Origin of the sequence: Psychrobacter sp. DAB_AL43B, from assembly GCF_900168255.1 — a bacterium.
In the GTDB taxonomy this organism is placed as follows: Bacteria; Pseudomonadota; Gammaproteobacteria; order Pseudomonadales; family Moraxellaceae; genus Psychrobacter.
Map to the genome: position 1 here is coordinate 49,904 of NZ_LT799838.1, position 19,875 is coordinate 69,778.

The 19,875-nt window shown below is 42.0% G+C and carries 18 protein-coding genes; 5 read left to right on the forward strand and 13 right to left on the reverse strand.

Annotated elements, in window-relative coordinates:
• Window positions 1-89 precede the first annotated feature (89 nt).
• From DABAL43B_RS00205 to erpA, 9 genes are all read right to left on the reverse strand, one after another.
• Window positions 90-1,265, reverse strand: a complete 1,176-nt coding sequence (locus DABAL43B_RS00205) for a type III PLP-dependent enzyme (RefSeq protein ID WP_079692975.1) — start codon at window positions 1,263-1,265, stop codon at window positions 90-92.
• A gap of 77 nt (window positions 1,266-1,342) precedes the next feature.
• Window positions 1,343-1,888: a peptide deformylase gene (gene def / locus DABAL43B_RS00210; protein ID WP_079690520.1), complete on the reverse strand. Its 546-nt coding sequence runs from the start codon at window positions 1,886-1,888 to the stop codon at window positions 1,343-1,345.
• A 205-nt stretch (window positions 1,889-2,093) separates the two neighbouring features.
• The gene (locus tag DABAL43B_RS00215) at window positions 2,094-2,348 is read right to left on the reverse strand and encodes a GlsB/YeaQ/YmgE family stress response membrane protein (RefSeq protein WP_020442437.1); all 255 of its coding nucleotides are present in this window, start codon (window positions 2,346-2,348) and stop codon (window positions 2,094-2,096) included.
• 336 nt (window positions 2,349-2,684) lie between these two features.
• Window positions 2,685-4,190 (reverse strand): UDP-N-acetylmuramate:L-alanyl-gamma-D-glutamyl-meso-diaminopimelate ligase, encoded by a 1,506-nt coding sequence (mpl, locus tag DABAL43B_RS00220; RefSeq protein ID WP_079690521.1) that lies wholly within the window; start codon window positions 4,188-4,190, stop codon window positions 2,685-2,687.
• A 340-nt stretch (window positions 4,191-4,530) separates the two neighbouring features.
• Window positions 4,531-5,157, reverse strand: coding sequence for a copper resistance protein NlpE N-terminal domain-containing protein (locus DABAL43B_RS00225; RefSeq protein WP_079690522.1), 627 nt, complete (start codon window positions 5,155-5,157; stop codon window positions 4,531-4,533).
• 229 nt (window positions 5,158-5,386) lie between these two features.
• A complete protein-coding gene (locus tag DABAL43B_RS00230) occupies window positions 5,387-5,911 on the reverse strand; it encodes a disulfide bond formation protein B (protein WP_079690524.1) in 525 nt (174 codons plus the stop codon).
• Window positions 5,912-5,965: 54 nt separating this feature from the next.
• Window positions 5,966-7,549, reverse strand: coding sequence for a glutamate--cysteine ligase (gene gshA / locus DABAL43B_RS00235; protein ID WP_413771820.1), 1,584 nt, complete (start codon window positions 7,547-7,549; stop codon window positions 5,966-5,968).
• 322 nt (window positions 7,550-7,871) lie between these two features.
• On the reverse strand, window positions 7,872-8,228 hold the full coding sequence (locus tag DABAL43B_RS00240) for a hypothetical protein (RefSeq protein WP_079690528.1): 357 nt from the start codon (window positions 8,226-8,228) through the stop codon (window positions 7,872-7,874).
• Between the two features lie 312 nt (window positions 8,229-8,540).
• Window positions 8,541-8,909 carry an iron-sulfur cluster insertion protein ErpA gene (erpA, locus tag DABAL43B_RS00245; protein ID WP_079690529.1) on the reverse strand — a complete coding sequence of 123 codons (369 nt, stop codon included), beginning with the start codon at window positions 8,907-8,909 and terminating at the stop codon, window positions 8,541-8,543.
• Between the two features lie 492 nt (window positions 8,910-9,401).
• Between erpA and DABAL43B_RS00250 the strand changes: the two genes are divergently transcribed.
• Window positions 9,402-11,420, forward strand: coding sequence for an ATP-binding cassette domain-containing protein (locus DABAL43B_RS00250; RefSeq protein WP_079690530.1), 2,019 nt, complete (start codon window positions 9,402-9,404; stop codon window positions 11,418-11,420).
• A 121-nt stretch (window positions 11,421-11,541) separates the two neighbouring features.
• Here DABAL43B_RS00250 and DABAL43B_RS00255 read toward each other — a convergent pair whose 3' ends face one another.
• On the reverse strand, window positions 11,542-11,904 hold the full coding sequence (locus tag DABAL43B_RS00255; protein WP_079690531.1) for a septal ring lytic transglycosylase RlpA family protein: 363 nt from the start codon (window positions 11,902-11,904) through the stop codon (window positions 11,542-11,544).
• Window positions 11,905-12,389: 485 nt separating this feature from the next.
• Between DABAL43B_RS00255 and DABAL43B_RS00260 the strand changes: the two genes are divergently transcribed.
• The 4 genes from DABAL43B_RS00260 to DABAL43B_RS00275 all read left to right on the forward strand — a co-directional run bounded on the left by DABAL43B_RS00260 (window position 12,390) and on the right by DABAL43B_RS00275 (window position 15,932).
• The gene (locus DABAL43B_RS00260; RefSeq protein ID WP_079690532.1) at window positions 12,390-12,692 is read left to right on the forward strand and encodes a hypothetical protein; all 303 of its coding nucleotides are present in this window, start codon (window positions 12,390-12,392) and stop codon (window positions 12,690-12,692) included.
• A 108-nt stretch (window positions 12,693-12,800) separates the two neighbouring features.
• Complete coding sequence (locus DABAL43B_RS00265) at window positions 12,801-14,420, forward strand: DUF4105 domain-containing protein (RefSeq protein WP_079690533.1); 1,620 nt, start codon at window positions 12,801-12,803, stop codon at window positions 14,418-14,420.
• Window positions 14,421-14,528: 108 nt separating this feature from the next.
• Window positions 14,529-15,512 (forward strand): DnaJ C-terminal domain-containing protein, encoded by a 984-nt coding sequence (locus DABAL43B_RS00270; RefSeq protein WP_079690534.1) that lies wholly within the window; start codon window positions 14,529-14,531, stop codon window positions 15,510-15,512.
• A 108-nt stretch (window positions 15,513-15,620) separates the two neighbouring features.
• Window positions 15,621-15,932 carry a chaperone modulator CbpM gene (locus DABAL43B_RS00275; RefSeq protein ID WP_079690535.1) on the forward strand — a complete coding sequence of 104 codons (312 nt, stop codon included), beginning with the start codon at window positions 15,621-15,623 and terminating at the stop codon, window positions 15,930-15,932.
• 209 nt (window positions 15,933-16,141) lie between these two features.
• Here the strand turns inward: DABAL43B_RS00275 and sstT are convergent, their stop codons facing one another.
• The 3 genes from sstT to DABAL43B_RS00290 all read right to left on the reverse strand — a co-directional run bounded on the left by sstT (window position 16,142) and on the right by DABAL43B_RS00290 (window position 19,771).
• Entirely contained in the window at window positions 16,142-17,344 is a 1,203-nt protein-coding gene (sstT, locus tag DABAL43B_RS00280) for a serine/threonine transporter SstT (RefSeq protein WP_079690537.1), read from the reverse strand.
• Window positions 17,345-17,539: 195 nt separating this feature from the next.
• Window positions 17,540-18,040, reverse strand: a complete 501-nt coding sequence (locus DABAL43B_RS00285; RefSeq protein ID WP_079690538.1) for a DNA polymerase III subunit chi — start codon at window positions 18,038-18,040, stop codon at window positions 17,540-17,542.
• Between the two features lie 36 nt (window positions 18,041-18,076).
• Window positions 18,077-19,771, reverse strand: coding sequence for a leucyl aminopeptidase (locus DABAL43B_RS00290; protein ID WP_079690539.1), 1,695 nt, complete (start codon window positions 19,769-19,771; stop codon window positions 18,077-18,079).
• Between the last annotated feature and the right edge of the window lie 104 nt (window positions 19,772-19,875).

Below are 19,875 nucleotides of genomic sequence, written 5' to 3' on the forward strand. Positions count from 1 at the left end.
ACATCTCATAAATAATAAAAAACATAAAAAAGCGCGGCATTATTATTCACAATGCCACGCTTTTTATATTAACGATTATTTATGAAAAACTAGTCAACATAGACTACTTCTAAAGGCGGAAAACCATTGAACTCAATTGACGAATAAGAGTTAGTATAAGCGCCAGTGGCTAACCAAAATATCTTATCACCAATCTCAAGCTCTTCTGGTAGCTGATAGTCGGTTTCTTCATACATAATATCAGCCGAATCACAGGTTGGACCCGCCAATACTACCCTACCTGCGTTGGTTGAGGTTTCCATTTTAGCGGTATAAACAGGATATTTAATCGCTTCACCTAAGGTTTCGATTAAGCCTTGAAATAAGCCCACATCGGTATAAACCCAGCGCGTGGTATCGTCATGCGACTTGCGTGAAATCAGCACGACCTCACTGACCAAAACCCCAGAGCTTGCCGCCAATGAGCGACCCGGCTCCAAGATAATCTCCGGCATATCGTCAACACCATAACTATCCACTAAATACTGCTTTACCGCTTCAGCATATTCCTTAATCGGATTGACTTGACTTAAGTATCTAGCAGGGAAGCCGCCACCTAAGTTAATCATTTGCAGCTTGATACCTTGCTCGTTTAGCAACTGTTCAAATATATTTTTAACCGTCATCAAAGCATCATTCCATACCGCAACAGATTTTTGCTGACTGCCGACATGAAATGAGACACCATAGGGTACTAAGCCCAAGTCACGCGCTTGAATCAGCAAATCAGTTGCCATAGCAGGATCACAACCAAACTTGCGCGACAGCGGCCACTCAGCAGTGTCCGAACCTTCTACTAAAATGCGTACAAACACATTAGAGCCGGGCGCATAGGTAGCAATATTTTTTAGATCGGCTTCTGAGTCGGTCGCATACAATCGCACGCCTCTCTCATAAGCGTATTTAACATGTTGTGCTTTTTTAATGGTATTACCGTAGGAGATACGATTGGCATCGACAGCGCAGTTAAGCACGCGATCTAGCTCATAAATCGATGCACAGTCAAAGTTTGATCCTAGATCGGCAAGTAAATTAATCACCTCAACGGCAGGACTGGCTTTCATTGCATAATGAATCTTTGCCTCAGGAAAAAGTCCAACCATTTCATTATATTTGCTTTTGATACGGCTAAGGTCAACGACTAAGAAAGGGGTTTCACGACCTTCAGCAGCTTGAGTGAATTTCTGCCAGCTGGCAGGGTCAAAATATTGGTCAATTTTGATCATGGTCATGCTAGGTAACCCTTAATAAAAACAATAAAATAGGTAGATAACGAATGCAGGTGGTATTAATACGACTGGTATTAAACAGTCGTTGGTTGTGGCTGCTTATCCGCTTCTTGTTTTTCACGTATTTTTAGCACTTTACGGACTTTATCACGAGCGCGGGTTTGCTTAAGGTTTGATAAATAATCGACGAATATTACCCCGTTTAGATGATCCATCTCATGTTGAATACATACCGCAAGTAACCCTTCTACCTCTTCATCAATCGCATTGCCATCTTGATCGAGTGCTTCTATACGTACTTTGTTTGGACGCTCAACTTTATCATAGACATCCGGTACCGATAAACAACCTTCTTCATAGGGTTGTTTCTCTTCGACTAATGGCGTTACTTTCGGATTGATAAACACCCTTGGGCTATCTTTATCTTCTGATAAATCCATAACGATGAGCTGAATATGGCGATCAACCTGACTGGCAGCCAGACCAATACCTTGCGCATCATACATCGTCTCAATCATATCGGTGATTAAGGTTTTGATTTCAGCAGTGACTTCCTTGACAGGCGTTGCAATCGTGCGCAAGCGCGGGTCGGGATAGCTTAAAATAGGGAGTAATGCCATAAGGCTCACCTCAATGATAAAGATAAAATAGGTTTGATATTATAAGATAAATGGGGGCAAAAGTAATGCTTATCAATACTTTCCCGCAATTATCACTTTTCATGATTCTAAAAAACTAAGATGAGAATTTCAATAGAACAGGAAAAAAGGCCTCACAAATAAGCAAGGCCTTTCTTTTATATGACATCCATTGAGGTAGGCTCAATTATATGCGGCGTTTACTCATAATCATCTCATAGATGAACAGTAAGATAATCGCGCCGATTACTGAGAAGATAAGACCAGTAAAGCCACCGTCAGCATTGATACCGATTAAACCAGCAACAAAGCCACCAAGCATCGCACCAACGATACCCAATACGATCGTCATAATCCAACCCATAGGGTCACTGCCTGGTTTAATGGCACGTGCTAATAAACCTGCGACCAAACCGACGATAATCATCCAAATAAAGCTCATATTCACTCTCCTAAAATGTTTTAATTTATAATGGTTTACTTATTGTGATGGATTCATTGTAGTCACTCTTTAGGTTGAAAAATAAGCAAAAAATGTTATCTGTGTATGCGCTATGTGAGAAAAATGCCATATTTGCTATTTAGCAGAGGAGATAGGTAAACGGGAGGTTACAAAGGTAGGAGAGTCGCAAACGCCGTTAAGGATAAATGGCTAGCACAAATTAAAATTAACGTTAGAAACTATAAAATATAGACGATAAAATAAAAAAGCGTAGCTCGTCAACAACGATACTACGCTTCAATTTTAAATTTTTTAAGCAGCTTTTATTTAGCCAGACTATTTGCCATTTAAGACTGCTAATAGACGTTGGTGAATCCCTTCAAAGCCGCCATTAGACATAATCACAATGGCATCGCCCGCTTTTGCGTGGCTGCGGATATGCTCAATAATGGCATCGACACTAGAGAGGACTTGTTGGCTGCCAATATTGGGGTTTTTGGCATTGGCATGTTCGATGACTTCCTTTAGACCCCATTCTAGACCAGTAGGCTCATACCATAATGTATAGTCGGCGAGGGCAGCAGACTCGGCTAGGCTATCTTGATGGATACCCATCTTCATGGTATTACTACGCGGCTCAATGATGGCCCAAATGCGTCTACCTGCCAGCTTTTTCTTAGCACCATCTAGCGTGGTGGTAATGGCGGTTGGGTGATGAGCAAAATCATCAAACACTAAGATATCGTTCACATCACCAATCAGCTCCATCCGGCGCTTAATACCCGCGAAGTCGGATAAGGCGGCGCAAGCAGTTTTAACGTCAACCCCAATATTATAAGCAGCAGCTACCGCAACAAGCGCATTATTGACGTTATGCACACCGCTCATCGACCAATCTACCAGCGCCGTGGCATCCTTATCATCATTAAAGCTCACAGTAAACTGGCTACCGTCTGCGCTCATGAGCTTAGCTTGCCAGTCGCTACTATTTTCTGGTTGGCTATCTTGTATATCAGCATTAACCAAAGTATTAGCTTTAGCCAAATCTGAACCGATAACCGCTGTACGCCAAATGGGCGTCCAAACACCTTTTGCCAAAGTATCTTCTAGGCTAATGGTTGCTGCTGGCATGATGATTTTACCCGTGCTTGGAATCATGCGCACCATATGATGAAATTGGGTTTGAATGGCATTTAAATCTGCAAAAATATCTGCGTGATCAAATTCAAGGTTATTTAAAATCGCCGTACGCGGGCGATAATGAACGAACTTTGAGCGTTTATCAAAAAACGCAGAATCATATTCGTCTGCTTCAATGACGAAATAGCCTGTGTTTGCTGAGTCATTAGGATCTTTTTCTCCCCCTAAATAACTGCTATGAGCAAAAACATGCTGCAAATGCTCATCAGGGGTATCGACCAAGGGCACGCCGCCGATCAAAAACCCAGTATCAATACCGGCATAATGCAGTATCCAAGCGAGCATAGTCGTCGTCGTGGTCTTGCCATGAGTACCTGCCACCGCGATGACATGACGCGACTGCAATACCTGCTCAGATAAAAACTGTGGTCCGGAGGTGTAGCGCAGACCCGTATCAAGCATATATTCAATCACATCCATGCCACGCTTCATCGCGTTACCGACAACCACTAAGTCCGGCGCAGGCTGCAAATGCTCTATCAGGTAGCCTTCTTCAATAGTGACGCCCGCATGTTCAAGTTGGGTAGACATAGGAGGGTAAATATTGGCATCTGAGCCCGTGACTGTATGTCCAAGCGCCCGCGCCAGCAATGCCAGCGAGCCCATAAAAGTACCACAAATACCAAGAATATGAATATGCATAGACGTTCCATACGAGCTTAAATAAAAGGAATAAAAATCTAAAATTAGCCGGTAAAATATAGAGATTTACATGCTTAGCATCACCTAATAATAAAGCTAAGACTGATTCAGCTATGTTTAGTACGGGCTTATATCTTTGATAAACAGTTGCCAATAGTGACTAATATCGTAGTGTGGCAGACCAGCGCTCATTGTAAAGTAAACGCTGTTCGTTGACCAATAAAAAACGCCTAACAAGTAGGCGTTTTGCAATTTGTAAAGCAGTCTTATTCATGCTTATACTATTTATATAGGCTATAACATCTATATAGGTTATAACCTGTTTTATTGACGCGTGTCTTTATATACGAGACAACGTGTAGTCTTCATCAGGGTTTTTGTCCTCATTCATCATTACTAAATGATTGTCTTGGATATGATAAGTTTCAATATCTTTGCTCTCATAAACAACCGTAATCATATCATTGTCTTGACGATATACACCGGATTCGACTGAGGTTGGTTGCTGCGCTTCAGCATCGTTTAAGACACTGGTTTTCAGTACAGAACCATCAGCAAATAAATTTAAAGTGATATTGATGCTTTCGCAAGATGAGCACGGCACGATGCCACCATAATCGCCCATTAATGTGGCTTGCAGCATACTGTCGCTATTCAATGCTGAAATCATCGGTGAGTTATGCGACCTCGCGTTTGGGTTGGCAGTTGCAATGAGCGATTGTTCTTGATTATCTGCTTCATCCGCTAAATCTTTAGCATCGCTCTTTTGTGAAACAGTGTCATCATCTTTCGCGTCAGTATTCTGTGTACTATTAATCGTTGCACCTTGAGTCATCTTATTATTAGTAGAAGATGAAGCACTGTCGCAGCTCATGAGCAGTATACATACTGGCACAGCCAATAGTGGACGCATACAGCGTCTGATGACGGTAACAGTAGATAAGGAGACGGGTGAAAGATATGTCATAGTGATACCAAAAAACAGTTTTTAAATAGTATTTTTAAATGTTGTCAGCATTATGCATGACCTAAAGCTGTGATAAACAATCATGATAATGACTAGCTTAACGATAATAAGTAAACTGTGCGAGCCTGACTTCGTTAAATTATGTGTTAAGAAGGCCGGTATCGTTTTGAAAGGTTTTAACCAGTGAGCGCTTATAAAGCACAAAAGTGATATAACCATCAGCCGTTTATTAAGCGTGACGGTTAGAAATAGGTCGCACGATACGCCATAATATTAGCAGGTGAGCCAGTATCAGGATGCTAAACAGAATCAAGGATTGCTCGGGAATACTCAACCCCAAAAATGTCCATTCAATAGAAGCACATTCACCAGAACCAGCAAAAACTTCTTTTAATACCTGTTGCATGGGTAGCGTATCAAGCCAGTAGTCTAAGCCTGGACCGCACGAAGGAACTTGGTCAGCAGGTAAATGCTGTAGCCAAACATGACGTCCTGCTACTACTGCCGCCCAACCAATACCGGCGAGGCTACCAAGCCACAATAGTAATCTGATAGCCATAGATTTTGGATTAAATAAAGCGGCAATCAAAGCAAAACCGCCCATCACCATCAGTCCAATACGCTGAAAAATACACAGGGGACAAGGTGAGAACCCCATGTAACGCTGTAAGAAAAACAGCGCAAAACTCATACCTATCACGGCCATTATCACTAAAAACACGTGCAGATTGCGGTAAGTGGTCAGCTGTAGCATAGGGCGGATACTCTTATAAGATATTTATGGATGAATGACAAAATTGGTGATGAATTAGCGATACTGTTTTAAGAATTCCATAAAATCTTCTGTTTCGGTTTCTTCAATCTCCGCTTGTTGTAAGATTGATTTTTCGGCCAATACTTCATATTTAGCTTGGGTGTTTGGACTGAGTGTTTGCTGTAATAATGAATCGCGATGCTGCTGAGCCAGTGTAAAACCTAGCTGCCATAAGCTGCCTAAACGCTTACTATCAGAGTTTACTTGTGCAGATATGGTCGATTCAGGGTGACCGGCTTTACCTTGCATTAAGGCGACGGCCGCACGATAATCATTGCCGCCATAATGCGCGTCAAGTAATGCTGCCAATGGCTGCATACGGCTCAAATGTATGAGCATCCAGCTCTCGAGTGGTTGTTCGGTGCCATTATTGAGTATTTGTAAATTCTCACGGCGACCTTCATTGACAACACGCTCAAGATTAATGGCCAGATCTTCTTCTTCCTCAGGCATCAATTCAGGCGAATCGCTTAATAGACAATATAGCGCCATCACTTCTAAAAAACAGGCGCTAGATAGGCGAATGCCAATATCGCTATAAGGGTCTAAATCAATCGCCCGAAACTCAACATAAGCAATACCACGACGCTCAAGCGCTTCGGTTGGTGTCTCGCCACTCATCGCGATTTGCTTGGGGCGAATAGGGCTATAGTATTCATTTTCTATTTGTAAGATATGATTATTGATTTGAATAGGATTGCCATTCTCATCATCTAAACCGAGTTTCTCAAAGCTTTCATGCGGGGTTTGAATCGCACGGCGCAGTCCTTTGACATACTCTGGTAAATTGTTATAACGGATATCAAGGTGTTCTTGCACGCTATTGGTATAGCCAAGTTTACCCATACGCAGGCTGGTTGCAGTTGGCTTATAATAGGTTGATCCATTGAGCAGCTCGAGGTCATGGTCAATCCCTGCGACAAAGCAGGGGCAAACACTGGGACTCGCTCCTAATAAGTAAAGTACCAAACTGGTCAGACGCTTAAAGTTGCGAATAAGACCCAAATACTTATCGTTTTTAAAATCTGTCAGAGTTAGCGCTTGTGCCGTAGGCGTTTGCGCTTGCCATGCTGAAAATAAATCATCGCCAAACGACAGGTTATAATGTAGACCAGCAATCGTCTGCATTCGGCGACCATAACGGATACCAAGTCCACTACGATACAAAGTTTTTAATTTACCGGTATTAGAGCTGCCATAGTCTGCCAGTGGAATATCTTCATCATTCGCGGATAGCATACAAGGCATGGATAATGGCCACATCAGCTCATCTTCAGGCATACCTTGATAGACCAATAGGTGCAACTGGCGCAACATGGTAAGCGTTTCTTTTGGCGACGTTTTAGGGTCGGTAATCAGCTCAAGTAAGCTTTCTGAATAGTCGGTTGTGATAAACGGATGCGTAAGCTTTGAGCCAAGTTTGGCTGGATGCGGCGTTTGTGACAAATAACCATCAGGCTTAACGCGTAGCCCTTCTTTTTCGATACCGCGTAGCATGCCCGTTAAATGCTCACTAGTAAACCAACCTGGAATGTCAAAATCGACAAAGCTACTCGCAAAATTACTCATAATAGTCATCTATTGTTATTAATTATGGTCGCTCGAAATAAAGTTGATATTCGACCGTAAAAAGGGGTGAGATAATGACGTCAGTTTAGCCCAAAGCCAGTCTAAAAACCACGTACAATTACAAATACAGTAAGCTTCACTTGATGCTATTTGACTGATAAAAATTGGCTTATCGCATCATTTGCATATGACATTTAGTCATCATTCAGGATCTACTTTAAACAAAAAAAGCATCTACTAATAAAGTAGATGCTTTAAATATCGTTAATCTGGATGGTGGTTTTTTATCAGTCATATGATGATTAATAACCGTTTCCAATGCGTCATTGGCTTATGAGAATTCTAGTTCAGTCTCAAAGCTTTTTAGATTATGGCGTGCCATCGCAAGATTAGATTTTTGACGATCAAGTACTAGGTATAAAAATAAATTATCATTACGTACCAATGGACGTAGCAAATGATATTGCTTGCCAAGGGTAATGAGAATGTCTTCAATGCTTTCGTTTAAGCCTAAAGATTCTGCCACTTTACGCTTAGAACGCAAGACATCAGTGTTGCCAGCAGAAGCAAGTTCAAGGTCAATACCAGAGCCTTGGGTTGCCATTGCGAGACCTGATTCGCTGTCTACCAGTGCTGCGGCAATAAAACCGTCAATGTCGTTTAATGCGTCAAGTGATAACTTCGCCATGCAAATATGCCTTAACTATTTCAGATATAAATAGGATTGATTAGATTAGCTACTTAAAAGTAGGCGGTATTTAAGCATATACTAATAATAATGCAATCGTAAACCGACTAAATGCACTTTTAACCGGATTAACGGTATAAGGCATGTTTTTGGGTATACGTTTGTACATTCATATCTATCTAAATAGTTCTGACCTACAACTTATCTGATTCACAATGATGGTTAAGTCAGTGAGCTTTGAATGATACGTGTCGTTAATAGCTGATAAATTTATAGTAACCAAATTATCTACTATTGATTATGAGTACTTACTTAGATAGAAAACGACGAACCACAGCCACAAGTGGTGGTTGCATTGGGGTTGGTGACCACAAAGCGTGCTCCCTCTAGCCCTTCGGTATAATCAACAGTAGAGCCTTGTAAGTACTGATAACTTAGCGAATCGACAACTAATGTCACATCATTATTATCAAAATTGGCATCATCTTCATTGAGCTCGTTAGCAAAGTTAAAGCCGTAAGAGAAGCCTGAGCAGCCGCCACCGGTCACATAAACGCGTAGCATCAGGTTGCTATCGCCTTCTTCTTCACGCAAGCGACGGACTTTTTGCGCCGCACTATCGGTTAAATTTAAAACCGTTGGATCTACGGGTTGGTTTGAGCTTGGGTCAAATTGGTTCATATTTACCTCAATTGCTAAAATCGAATGATATTATTTTTTACTGATGCGAGGTCGTCTATTTATACTGGATAATGCAGAGTTAGCAGGAGTTTTTAATGACTGCTGCTAATGAATCACAGGCGACGGTACTATTATTGAGAGTGGCGGTTATTTTAGCTAGCGACTGTGGCATAGCCGTTAGGCTAACATTAAGGCTATTAGCACTTAACTGACTGATGTCAATAGTGTTTTGCTAGTATAACATAATTGGGGTAACGATTGATTTGTCAAGGGTGACAGCAGCGTTTGCCATTATATAAGGGTAGCATGCGTCACTTATTCTTTACTGATAGAACAGAATAATTAGCAGTATAAAGGATTGAATTTAAAATACTTATTTAATTGTTTGCCTATCGGTTAGGCGTTTGAAATAATAGCCGCCAGTAAACATGCCAGACGTGTGTTTTTCCTATTGCCTTATGTTTTATATTACCGCTGAGATGAAGAAATTATATGATCGAATTTAAAGACGTTGGTGTTCGCCGTGATGGTCGTGAGTTGTTTGCGGGCGCAAGCTTCCAGCTACATCCGGGCCATAAAGTTGGCTTAACGGGCAATAACGGTACCGGTAAATCGACCTTGTTTGCCTTATTGTTGACACGAATGGGCACCGGTGATACCGAAGTGACGCTTGATAAAGGTGAAGTGAGCATTCCTGATAGCTGGCATGTGGCGCACATGGCGCAGGAAGTTGGCGCGACCACACAGACCGCGATTGACTATGTACTCAGCGGTGATGAGCAGTGGTACGAGATTAATGCTACCTTGAATGACTTGAGCAGCGTCAGTGACGAGCAGATTGGCATACTGCATCAGCAGTTTGACGAAATTGATGGTTATCGTACGCCGACTAAAGCGGCACAAATCATGGCGGGTTTAGGTTTTAATACCAATCAGCATGAATTGCCGGTAGAAGGCTTTTCGGGTGGTTGGCGCATGCGTCTAAACCTTGCTAAAACCTTGATGAGCCGTGCTGATTTAATGTTACTCGATGAGCCAACCAACCATTTGGACTTAGACGCTATTCTTTGGCTTGAGACTTGGATTAATGCCTTTACTGGTCTGGTCATTGTTATCTCGCATGACCAAACCTTTTTAGATAATACCGTCGGTCATATCTTGCATGTTGAACAACAAAAAATTACCCTTTATACCGGTAACTACCAGCAGTTTATTCGTACCCGTCATGAGCGTATGGCACAGCAGCAACAAGCTTTTGAGAAGCAAGAAGCAACGAAAGCGCATTTAGATGACTTTATTCGTCGTTTTCGTGCAAAGGCCAGTAAAGCAAAGCAAGCGCAGAGCCGTATCAAGCAGCTTGAACGCATGGCTGAGCTGTCACCGATGATGGCGGACAATCCGTTTTCGTTCCGCTTTTATGAGCCTGCTAATATGAGCTCGCCATTGATTGAGTTGACCGATGCCGATATTGGTTATAGCGACACCCCGCTGCTTTATAATGCCAATGTACAAGTAACCCCTGACACTCGTATCGGACTACTTGGGATGAATGGCGCTGGTAAATCGACCTTGATTAAAGCCTTGGTCGGTGAGCTTGGTGTATTAACGGGCAGTTATAATGTTTCAGACACGCTAAAGCTTGGCTACTTTAACCAGCATCAAATGGATATTCTTGATCCCAAGGCAACCCCGATAGAGATGATGCGTCGTTTAGCAGGCAAAACTTCTGATGCGATGCTACGGTCGTTTTTGGGTAGCTTTGATTTCCGTGGCGACCGTATCGATACCCCAAGTGAGCTATTCTCTGGTGGCGAGCGGGCGCGTTTGACCTTGGCATTAATCGTTTGGCAGCGTCCGAACGTCCTCGTACTCGATGAGCCAACCAACCATTTAGATTTACAAATGCGTCAAGCGTTGACCATCGCCTTGCAAGGGTTCGAAGGGGCAGTGGTACTGGTCTCGCATGACCGCGAGCTGATTGCCAACGTCTGTGATGAGCTGTTTTTGGTACATGATGGGCAAATCGATGAGTTCGATGGCGATATCAGTGACTATGGTAAGTGGCTAGCTGAAAAACGTAAGCAAGAAAACTCACAAGATAAAAATACCAGTAAGAAAAAAAGTAAAAAAGAGAGTAAGAAGTTTGTTTCACGTGAAACGAATGACAATTCAGCAGACAGCCATGCGAGCAAGCAAGTGGGTAATAATGAGTCTCAGCCTGCGCTTAGTAAAGATGCCCAGCGTAAATTAGCCGCTGAGCAACGCAAACTAACCGCGCCTATTCGCCGCGATATTGAAAATATAGAAAAAGCCCTAGCTGATATTGATAAGAAGTTAGCGACCCTTGAGACAAAGCTTGCCGATACTGAGTTTTATGAAGAAAGCCGTAAGTCTGACTTAATGAAACTACTCAACGAGCAAACAGCATTGCAGCAGCAACATAGTGATAATGAAGAAAAACTATTGCTAGCGATGACGACGTTAGAGGAAATGGAAGCGGACATTAGCTAACAAGCTAGAGCTAACAAACCCACCGTTTTATCACGTTATCGTTCAATTACAAAACAAGCCATAAACAGTCAGTCATAAAAAAAGGGAAGGCGTAAGCCTTCCCTTTTTTTATTTTATGCGCTTATTGCATACGATATTTACCATCCCCGTAAGAGAGGATTTTCATGGTGGTCGTACAAAGCTGACAGTTTATTTGACCCGCAGCGGCTTTCGATAAATCAAGAATTCGACCTTTAATAAAAGGTCCTCTATCCGTAATTTTTACGATCACGCTCTGCTTTGTCTTTTTGTTGGTCACTTGTACCTTCGTACCAAACGGCAGCGTCTTATGCGCAGCAGTTAGGGAGTTCATATTGAAGATACTACCACTAGCAGTACGTTTACCATGAAACTTACTACCATAATAACTGGTGTTTCCGGCAAAAACGGTGGTGCTTAATAATAGTGATAATGTGATAACCAAAGACTTAATTAAATAAGACATTTAAAACCTGTGTTCTATTGATGAGATAGACAGATACCCTTGCCTATGTTATTCATATTCCCTGTGAGTACAAATAATATAAAATATCTTACAAGAAATAACTTGTCCGATTATTACAGCTCTGTGAAAGAACTCTCAAGGTCAAATATTTTCATATCGAAAACCAACTAAATGACCAGAAAAATACAAAATAAAGTATTGATTTAAAAGAAAATTAATTTTTCAAGAAGGGTGTTAGGAACAGTTCAAGCAAGGTTTTCTTATGGCTTAGCCCTTATACAAGGCGCTTACCGCTAGATTCTAGCTAACTCTATCGGAACGGTTTAACGCTGCCATAGTTGTGACAAAAAATTAAGCAAAAAGTCATGTAAATAAAACTTGCTATACTCTTACGATTTTGTAATATGCGTAAGATTAAACATTATTTCATAGTATTTGAATGAATATTTATAATAAGTTTGAATGAATATTTATAATAAATTTGAATGCAAAAAATATTTTTGTGCGTGGTTTTTTTTGCTGTCTCTACTGCTTATGCAGCCGAAATCTATAACGTAGATTCGGTGGTGACTGAAGAAGAAGACAGTAATCCATTTATTAATAATGAAACTGCTGAAATGCCCGTGCTTGTTAGTGGACTCGATACTTCGCCAGCAGAAGAGCATGGCGTACAACCGCTTAATGATAAAGATACACTTGAGCCAAAACGAAAGCATAATAAAGACCTAGCTATCGCTCCCGAAAAGCTAAAAGCATTGGCTAAGCAGGCTAAGCAGGCTCAGTGGTAACATTTATTATTCTATAAAAATGGCAAAGCTGAAGTTATTTCACCAAATTTCTATTTAACCAACCCAAAATCACGCTCAAAACGCAACTTCGATCCTTATGCAGAGCTGATGGCAACGATAGAGCAGGCAAGTAACGAGAGCGTTGTCTGCAAATATCCAGCCAGATATTTATGGCTCAATCACCATTTACCTGAATTGAATATCAGTTTCAAAAACTGCGCACAGTTGCCAGATCCAACCCAAGAAATAAGCCTCATCTTAGTCAGTAATTACTTAAAAAATCCCACCTCTTCGTTCGGTCATGTATTGGTCAAAACCAGTATGCCAACAGACGATAAAGACAGTACTATTAAAGAAGTGAGAGAGCTTTCAAGCGAGAATTTGCTCAATAACCCCTATAACTTTGGCGCGCGTATTCCAGCCAATGAAAATGGTGCAATGTATGCTATCAAAGGGCTTTTTGGACTGTATGATGCTGGATTTTCGGAGACAGAGTTTTTTAAACAAGATGCTGTGTACTCTAAGAATGAGCAACGAGATATGTGGGAGTATGTCCTCAATCTTGAAGCGTTTGAAACGCAGTTATTGAACTACCATTTATACGAAGCAAAATTAGCCCGATTTGATTATTACTTCATCAAGCAAAATTGTGGCTATCGTTCAGGCGAGATATTAGAGTTGATTAGCGATGTAAAAACGACTGAGCGTATAGGCCCGTGGTACGCACCAGATTATGTGTTTGACCAGTTGTTAGAACACGATAATGGCACAGAGCCATTAGTAGCTTCGGTACGTTATTTACCTTCTGAGCAAACGCAGCTGCGAGAGAAGTTTGTACAACTGTCCAAGCCAATACAAAGTATTATTAATGGGATCATTATTACAGAGGATACCACTTCGCTTGCCACTTTGAATGCCGATGATAGAGCGCTTGCACTGGATTTTTTGATTTTGCATCGCACCTATCAAATATCACAAGAGCATACGCCACATCAGCAAGCATTAAAAAATGAATTGTTGAGTCAACGTTTTACGCTACCAGCCAGTAACCGTTTAGCTAAGCTGGTTGTGCCTAATAAAGCGTCACCCGCATTGAGTAGTAAAACCACGCAAACTAAAGTGATTTTATATGATGACAAAGCGGAGGTAGGGCTATCACTATTTGTGAAAGATCCGCTCAACGCTTACACTGATATTGATAAGCGGTTTGAAGCAGTACAAGTCTCTTTGGGCTATGATTTTGATGATAGTAAGTGGACGCTGACAGACTTCGTCTTTTTAGACATGCAGCAGATTGAAGACCTTAGACAACCGTTATCAGGCGAGCCCAAATTATCTTGGCAATTAAAAACAGGTGCTCGCACCGACTTGTTTACAGGTAATCATCACAGCCCTTATGCGCAAGCTGGCATGGGAGCGGGTGCAAAATTTGGTCAGCACCTACTTGGCTATGGTATGGTAAATGCGACTGTTCACGATCAAGACCGACATGCCGATATCGGTATCGAGTTTGGTTTGCGCGCTAAGCGTGACCAACAAAGTGCTGAGTTGTCTTATATTGCTTCTAAACGAGAGGGTCGTGCATCTATTGCCCTCACCAAATTGACATTACGTCAACAGTTATCAAAGAATAATGATGCCAGAATCGTAGTGACACATGCCAATAATGCGGCTTTAAGCGATTTAGACAGTTCAGCGGCGAGTCTCGCTTGGCATCATTACTGGTAACACCTTATTAATTACAGCAGCAAGCGAAAAAATGAAATATTGACTTATTATCCCCATATTATGTATTAACTGAAGTTATTAGAAATAAATACGATAAGGAAAAACAATATGGCAGAGAAAAACTACTATGACATTTTAGGGGTCAAAAAAGACGCCTCGGACGCAGATATCAAGAAAAAATATCGTAAGCTCGTTCGTCAATTTCATCCGGATGTTAGTGACGATCCAGATGCTGACAATAAGATTGCTGAGATTAATAACGCTTACGAGACCATCAGAGATAAAGACAAGCGCGCTGAATATGACGCGATGCTAAACAATCCGTTTGCCGGTCAAGGCGGTGGTTTTGGTGGCAGCTCTAATAGGCAGGCTGGCGGTGGACAACGCTGGGAAGATATGAAAGGTCAATTTGGTGAAGGCGAAGCCTATGGTGACGGAGGTTTTCGCTTCGATGATATTTTTTCTGCTTTTGGTCGCGGGGCGCGTGGACAAGCTGGTGGTCAAACGCAGTACGGTGATTTTGGCGCGCAAAATAGCAAAGGTCAAGATCAGCATGCAGAGATTACCGTTGATTTGGCCTCGGTTTATAGTGGCGACGACTACAGTATCAAGTTAAACGTGCCGGTTCGTCAGCCTAACGGTAGCGTAGAGTATGAGAATAAAACCCTTAAAATTAAAATTCCTAAAGGCATTACCGATGGCAAGCAAATTCGCCTAGCTGGGCAGGGCGCGGCTGGTAGCGGTAGTGGTAAAAATGGCGATTTATTTTTAAAGGTTAAGATTCGTCATGCGGCCAACATTCGTGTCGAAGGTGCGGATGTCTATCAAACCGTTAATATAACGCCATGGGAAGCGGCATTGGGTGAGAAAATTAACGTCAGTACACCAGCAGGTACACTAGGTGTAACGATTCCTAAAAACAGCAAATCAGGCAGCAACTTACGTCTAAAAGGTAAGGGTATCCCAGCCAAGCAAGCGGGTGATTTATACTTAACCTTAAATATTGTCAATCCTAGTATCAATAGCGAAGCGGAAACCCAAGCTTATGAGGCGTTAAAACAAGCCTTTGCTGATACCAGTATCGACCGTTAAATGAAGTCATTAATAACAGTTATTTATCACCGCAATAAGCAATAAAGAGTACAGATGAATACGATAACGATGAAATGATGAAATAAAGCGCAAACGAGGATAATAGCTATGAAACATTCGCCTGAATTTACCGACATTATCATGAGCTTAGATGAGCTAGTCTCTGCCTGTGGTCAAGAGCGTCAATGGGTTATCGAATTGATTGAAGAAGATATCATTGAGTACGATGTGCCTGAACACGAGCAATTCACTGGTTATCAGCTGACGATCGTGCGCCGTGCTTCACGCCTCAGTCGCGACTTTGAAGCCAGCGTCCCTGCTATTGGTTTGATACTTGAGCTATTAGAGGAGGTCGAGCAATTACGCCAACTAAAACATCAGCTAGATAGTCAGAAACCTGTCATTGAAGTAGATATCTAGCATTTGAAATAGTGATACCAAATCTAAAAAATACACTTAGCGGTATCAAACTCGCTTAGCCTACTAGACGTAGTACTAACACACGTTTCCCTAGCTACTCTAGCTTTTGGGCAGGGTATTAGATAAATAGCAAAACGTAGACAATAAAAAAGAGCCCTGATGGGCTCTTTTTGTCTGAAAAAAATATCTTATAAATGTCTTATAAAAGATTAACGCGCATATTTTGGATCAGCAGCAGCGGTAAATAACACGTCTGTTGACGAGTTCAAAGCTGTTTCTGCCGAGTCTTGTATGACGCCGATGATAAAGCCAATGGCAACTACTTGCATGGCGATGTCGTTTGGGATACTAAATAAACTGGCAGCAAGCGGAATCAGCAGCAATGAACCACCAGCGACACCCGACGCACCGCAAGCACTAATCGTTGCCACCAAACTCAATAACAGCGCTGATGCAAACGTCACTTCGATACCGAGCGTATGAGCAGCAGCAAGGGTTAAGACGTTAATAGTAATCGCTGCCCCCGCCATATTAATGGTTGCACCCAAGGGAATGGTCACTGAATAAGTGTCTTCGTGTAGACCTAATTTGCGTGCAAGATTCATGTTGACCGGAATGTTAGCCGCTGAACTGCGAGTAAAGAATGCGGTAATGCCTGACTCACGTAGGCAAATGAAAACCAGTGGATAAGGATTCTTACCCGTCTTAACAAGGACAATGAGTGGGTTGACCACCAACGCTATAAATAACATACAGCCGACCAGCACCATCAAGATACGGGCATAACCTGCCAAAGCGGCAAAACCTGTCTCAGCAACTGTATTGGCAACCAAGCCCAAAATACCGAAAGGCGCTAAGGCAATGACCCATTTTACCACTTGTGAGATGGCATCAGAAAAATCACTGACCACGGTACGAGCGGTATCACTGGCTTGACGCAGTGCAAAACCAATGATGATTGCCCACGCTAAAATACCAATATAATTGGCTTCAGCGATCGCACCGACGGGGTTCGCTACTAGACTTAGCAGAAGGTTGGTCAACACTTCTTTGAGGTTGGCCGGTGGAACTTGCTCAATAACCGCATTGATTAAGACCAACTTTGTTGGAAATAAGAAGCTTGCACCTACGGCAGTCAGTGCAGCCAAAAAGGTGCCAAACATATACATAATCAGCACTGGTTTGACAAAAACTTCATTGCCACTGCGGTGTTGGCTAATGGCTGCCATGACCAAGATAAATACCAAAATTGGGGCAACAGCTTTTAGGGCCCCAACAAATAGCGTTCCTAATAATCCTAAGGCAATACCAACACTTGGTGCTAACCAACCAATCAACACGCCTAATATTAAACCGATAATAATGAGCGGCACCAGCCCTATACGCTGGTACATCGCAATCAATGAACGCATCTATACACCCTCGACTTAGTCAATAAATAAGAAAATTATAACGAAAACGGAAAATTAATCGAAGGATGGTAGCATTTTTTCAGATAAGCGCCTACCTTTAACCCACACCTGAATGGGCTTATGGGGCTAAGAGGGAGGCGTCGTATAAGGAAAATAGGAAGGTTTTTATCATGAAAAATAAAGAGGTTTGTTGCATTAAACTTTGAAATGGGTCAGCTCATAGTCTAATTGTTGATAGCTTTTATACTTATGACGACCTTCTTGCATGCTAGTTTCGTCAGGTTTTATCAGCTCAAGTACCCGAGTAGGTTGAGCATTATTGGTTGCTGCCATAAAGGTGTTCACGGGATGTATCGTGGTATTAAGTACGATGCCTTTGAAGTCGGCTGGCATATAGCTGCCAAGCAACACTGGTGCTAATGCTTTATTATTAATATCAGCATTAGAAAAACCAGTATTAGTCACATTAGTATTAGCAACATCAGTATCAGCGCCTAAGAGGCATTGATGTGGTATAAAGCTAGTTGCCTCTTGTGCCCATAATGCCTTATCAAGCGTCGACAGCAATTCATCATCGTCGATAAGAATCAACAAGGACTGATTGCTTTTATTGAGCGCCGTTTGGGTGAGCTGACAAATAAAGCCCAAGAAATCTTGGGCTTTACTCTCAGTTAATACATAAAAGCTAACTTTCATAGACTGAGTTTCATTGATTGGTTATTCATCAATATATTATGCCATATTTGCATGGTTTTTTAGGTATTGCATGAATAATGGCACTGGACGACCAGTCGCTGCTTTGTCTTGACCTGAAATCCATGCCGTACCAGCAATGTCTAAATGCGCCCATGCTTGACCTTCTTCTATAAAGCGCGATAAGAAACAGGCAGCAGTCACAGCGCCAGCACCTTTACCACCGATATTTTGTATATCAGCGATAGGCGAGTCAATCTGCGCTTGATACTCGTCATCCATCGGCATATGCCAGATAAGATCACCAGATAAATGACTGGCGTTTTCTAAGTCAAACAACACATCTTCGTCATTACTAAAGACCGCTGAGCGGACGTGACCCAATGCAACCACACAAGCACCGGTCAAGGTTGCGACATCGATGATGGCTTTTGGCTGATAATACTTTTGTACGTAGCACAAGGTATCGCACAATACTAAACGACCTTCAGCGTCGGTATTTAGGATTTCAACTGACTTACCGTTCATTGCTCTGATAATATCGCCTGGACGCGTTGCCTCGCCTGATGGCATATTTTCAGCACAAGCTAGCGCACCGACGACGTTAATGGGTAGGCGCGCTTCACATAGTGCTTTTAGGGTACCGAGTACCGCAGCAGAGCCACCCATATCAAATTTCATCTCATCCATCGCCGCACCCGGTTTGATTGAGATACCACCTGAATCGAAGGTAACACCTTTACCGACAAGCACGATAGGCGCATCATCATTTGCAGCAGGGGCATTATTAGTTTGAGCACTGTCTTCGCTATTTTGTTCAGATTTTTTAGCGGCTTTCTTGCTAGCAGATTTGGTTGGTAATTTATCAGCCAACGCTTTTAGACCACCAGCCACTTTTGCGCTGTTGGTAGTGGCTTTGCTAGTATCGCCATCAGCATTGACACTAAAATTAGACTGACCACGATATTCCATTAGTACAAGTTTGCCTTCTTTGGTAGAGCCTTGCGCGACCGATAAGAAGCAGTTCATACCCAGTGCAGACATCTCTTTCTCACCTAATACGGTGACTTTTAATAGGTCAGGATAAGTGGCTGCCAATTCCTGTGCTTGCTCAGCCATATAAGCTGGGAAACAAATATTGCCCGGCTCATTGGCGACATCACGGGTCAAGCTTTGACCAGTAAAGACCGCTTGTGCAAAGTCTAATGACTCTTCTAAAGACGGCTCTGCCAATAAGTAGATGTCCGTTAAAACAGGCGTTTGCTGCTCAGATTTGTACTTGTCAAAACGATAGCTTGCTGCCAGCAGACTTAAGGAAAATTGACCAAACTGGTTTTCTTCTAACGCATCACCCAAGGCCACAGTGATAGAGTCAACACGCTTTTGGGTGCTCTTATAAATGGTATTAGCAATTTTTTCTAGGACGCTATGACGCAATTTATCAATATTACCCACACCGACCAATAACAGCTGTACTGGATTTTCTTTGGTGGTTTTTTTATCGCCAGCCAGCGCATAGTCAGCTACGGTTTCACAAGCTTTACCATTAAAGTGCGACACTTCAATCAATTGCTCAATACGGGTTTGATAGTCGCTCAATACCGACTCAGCTAAGATATTTTTTTTATCATCGATTAAGACGACGAGGCAGGCGGCGTCTTTACTTTTGGCTTCTTTTTTAAGAATTTTTTGTGTATGGGTTTTTGGTAGAGTTTGCGTTAATTTAATATTCATATATTGTTATCCTTATTAGATGAATGCATTATTTTAAAAGCGTGAATACAGTAAGGTATTAAATTTAAACTGCTAACGTGTTTGAATCGATATTGTGTTTAAGC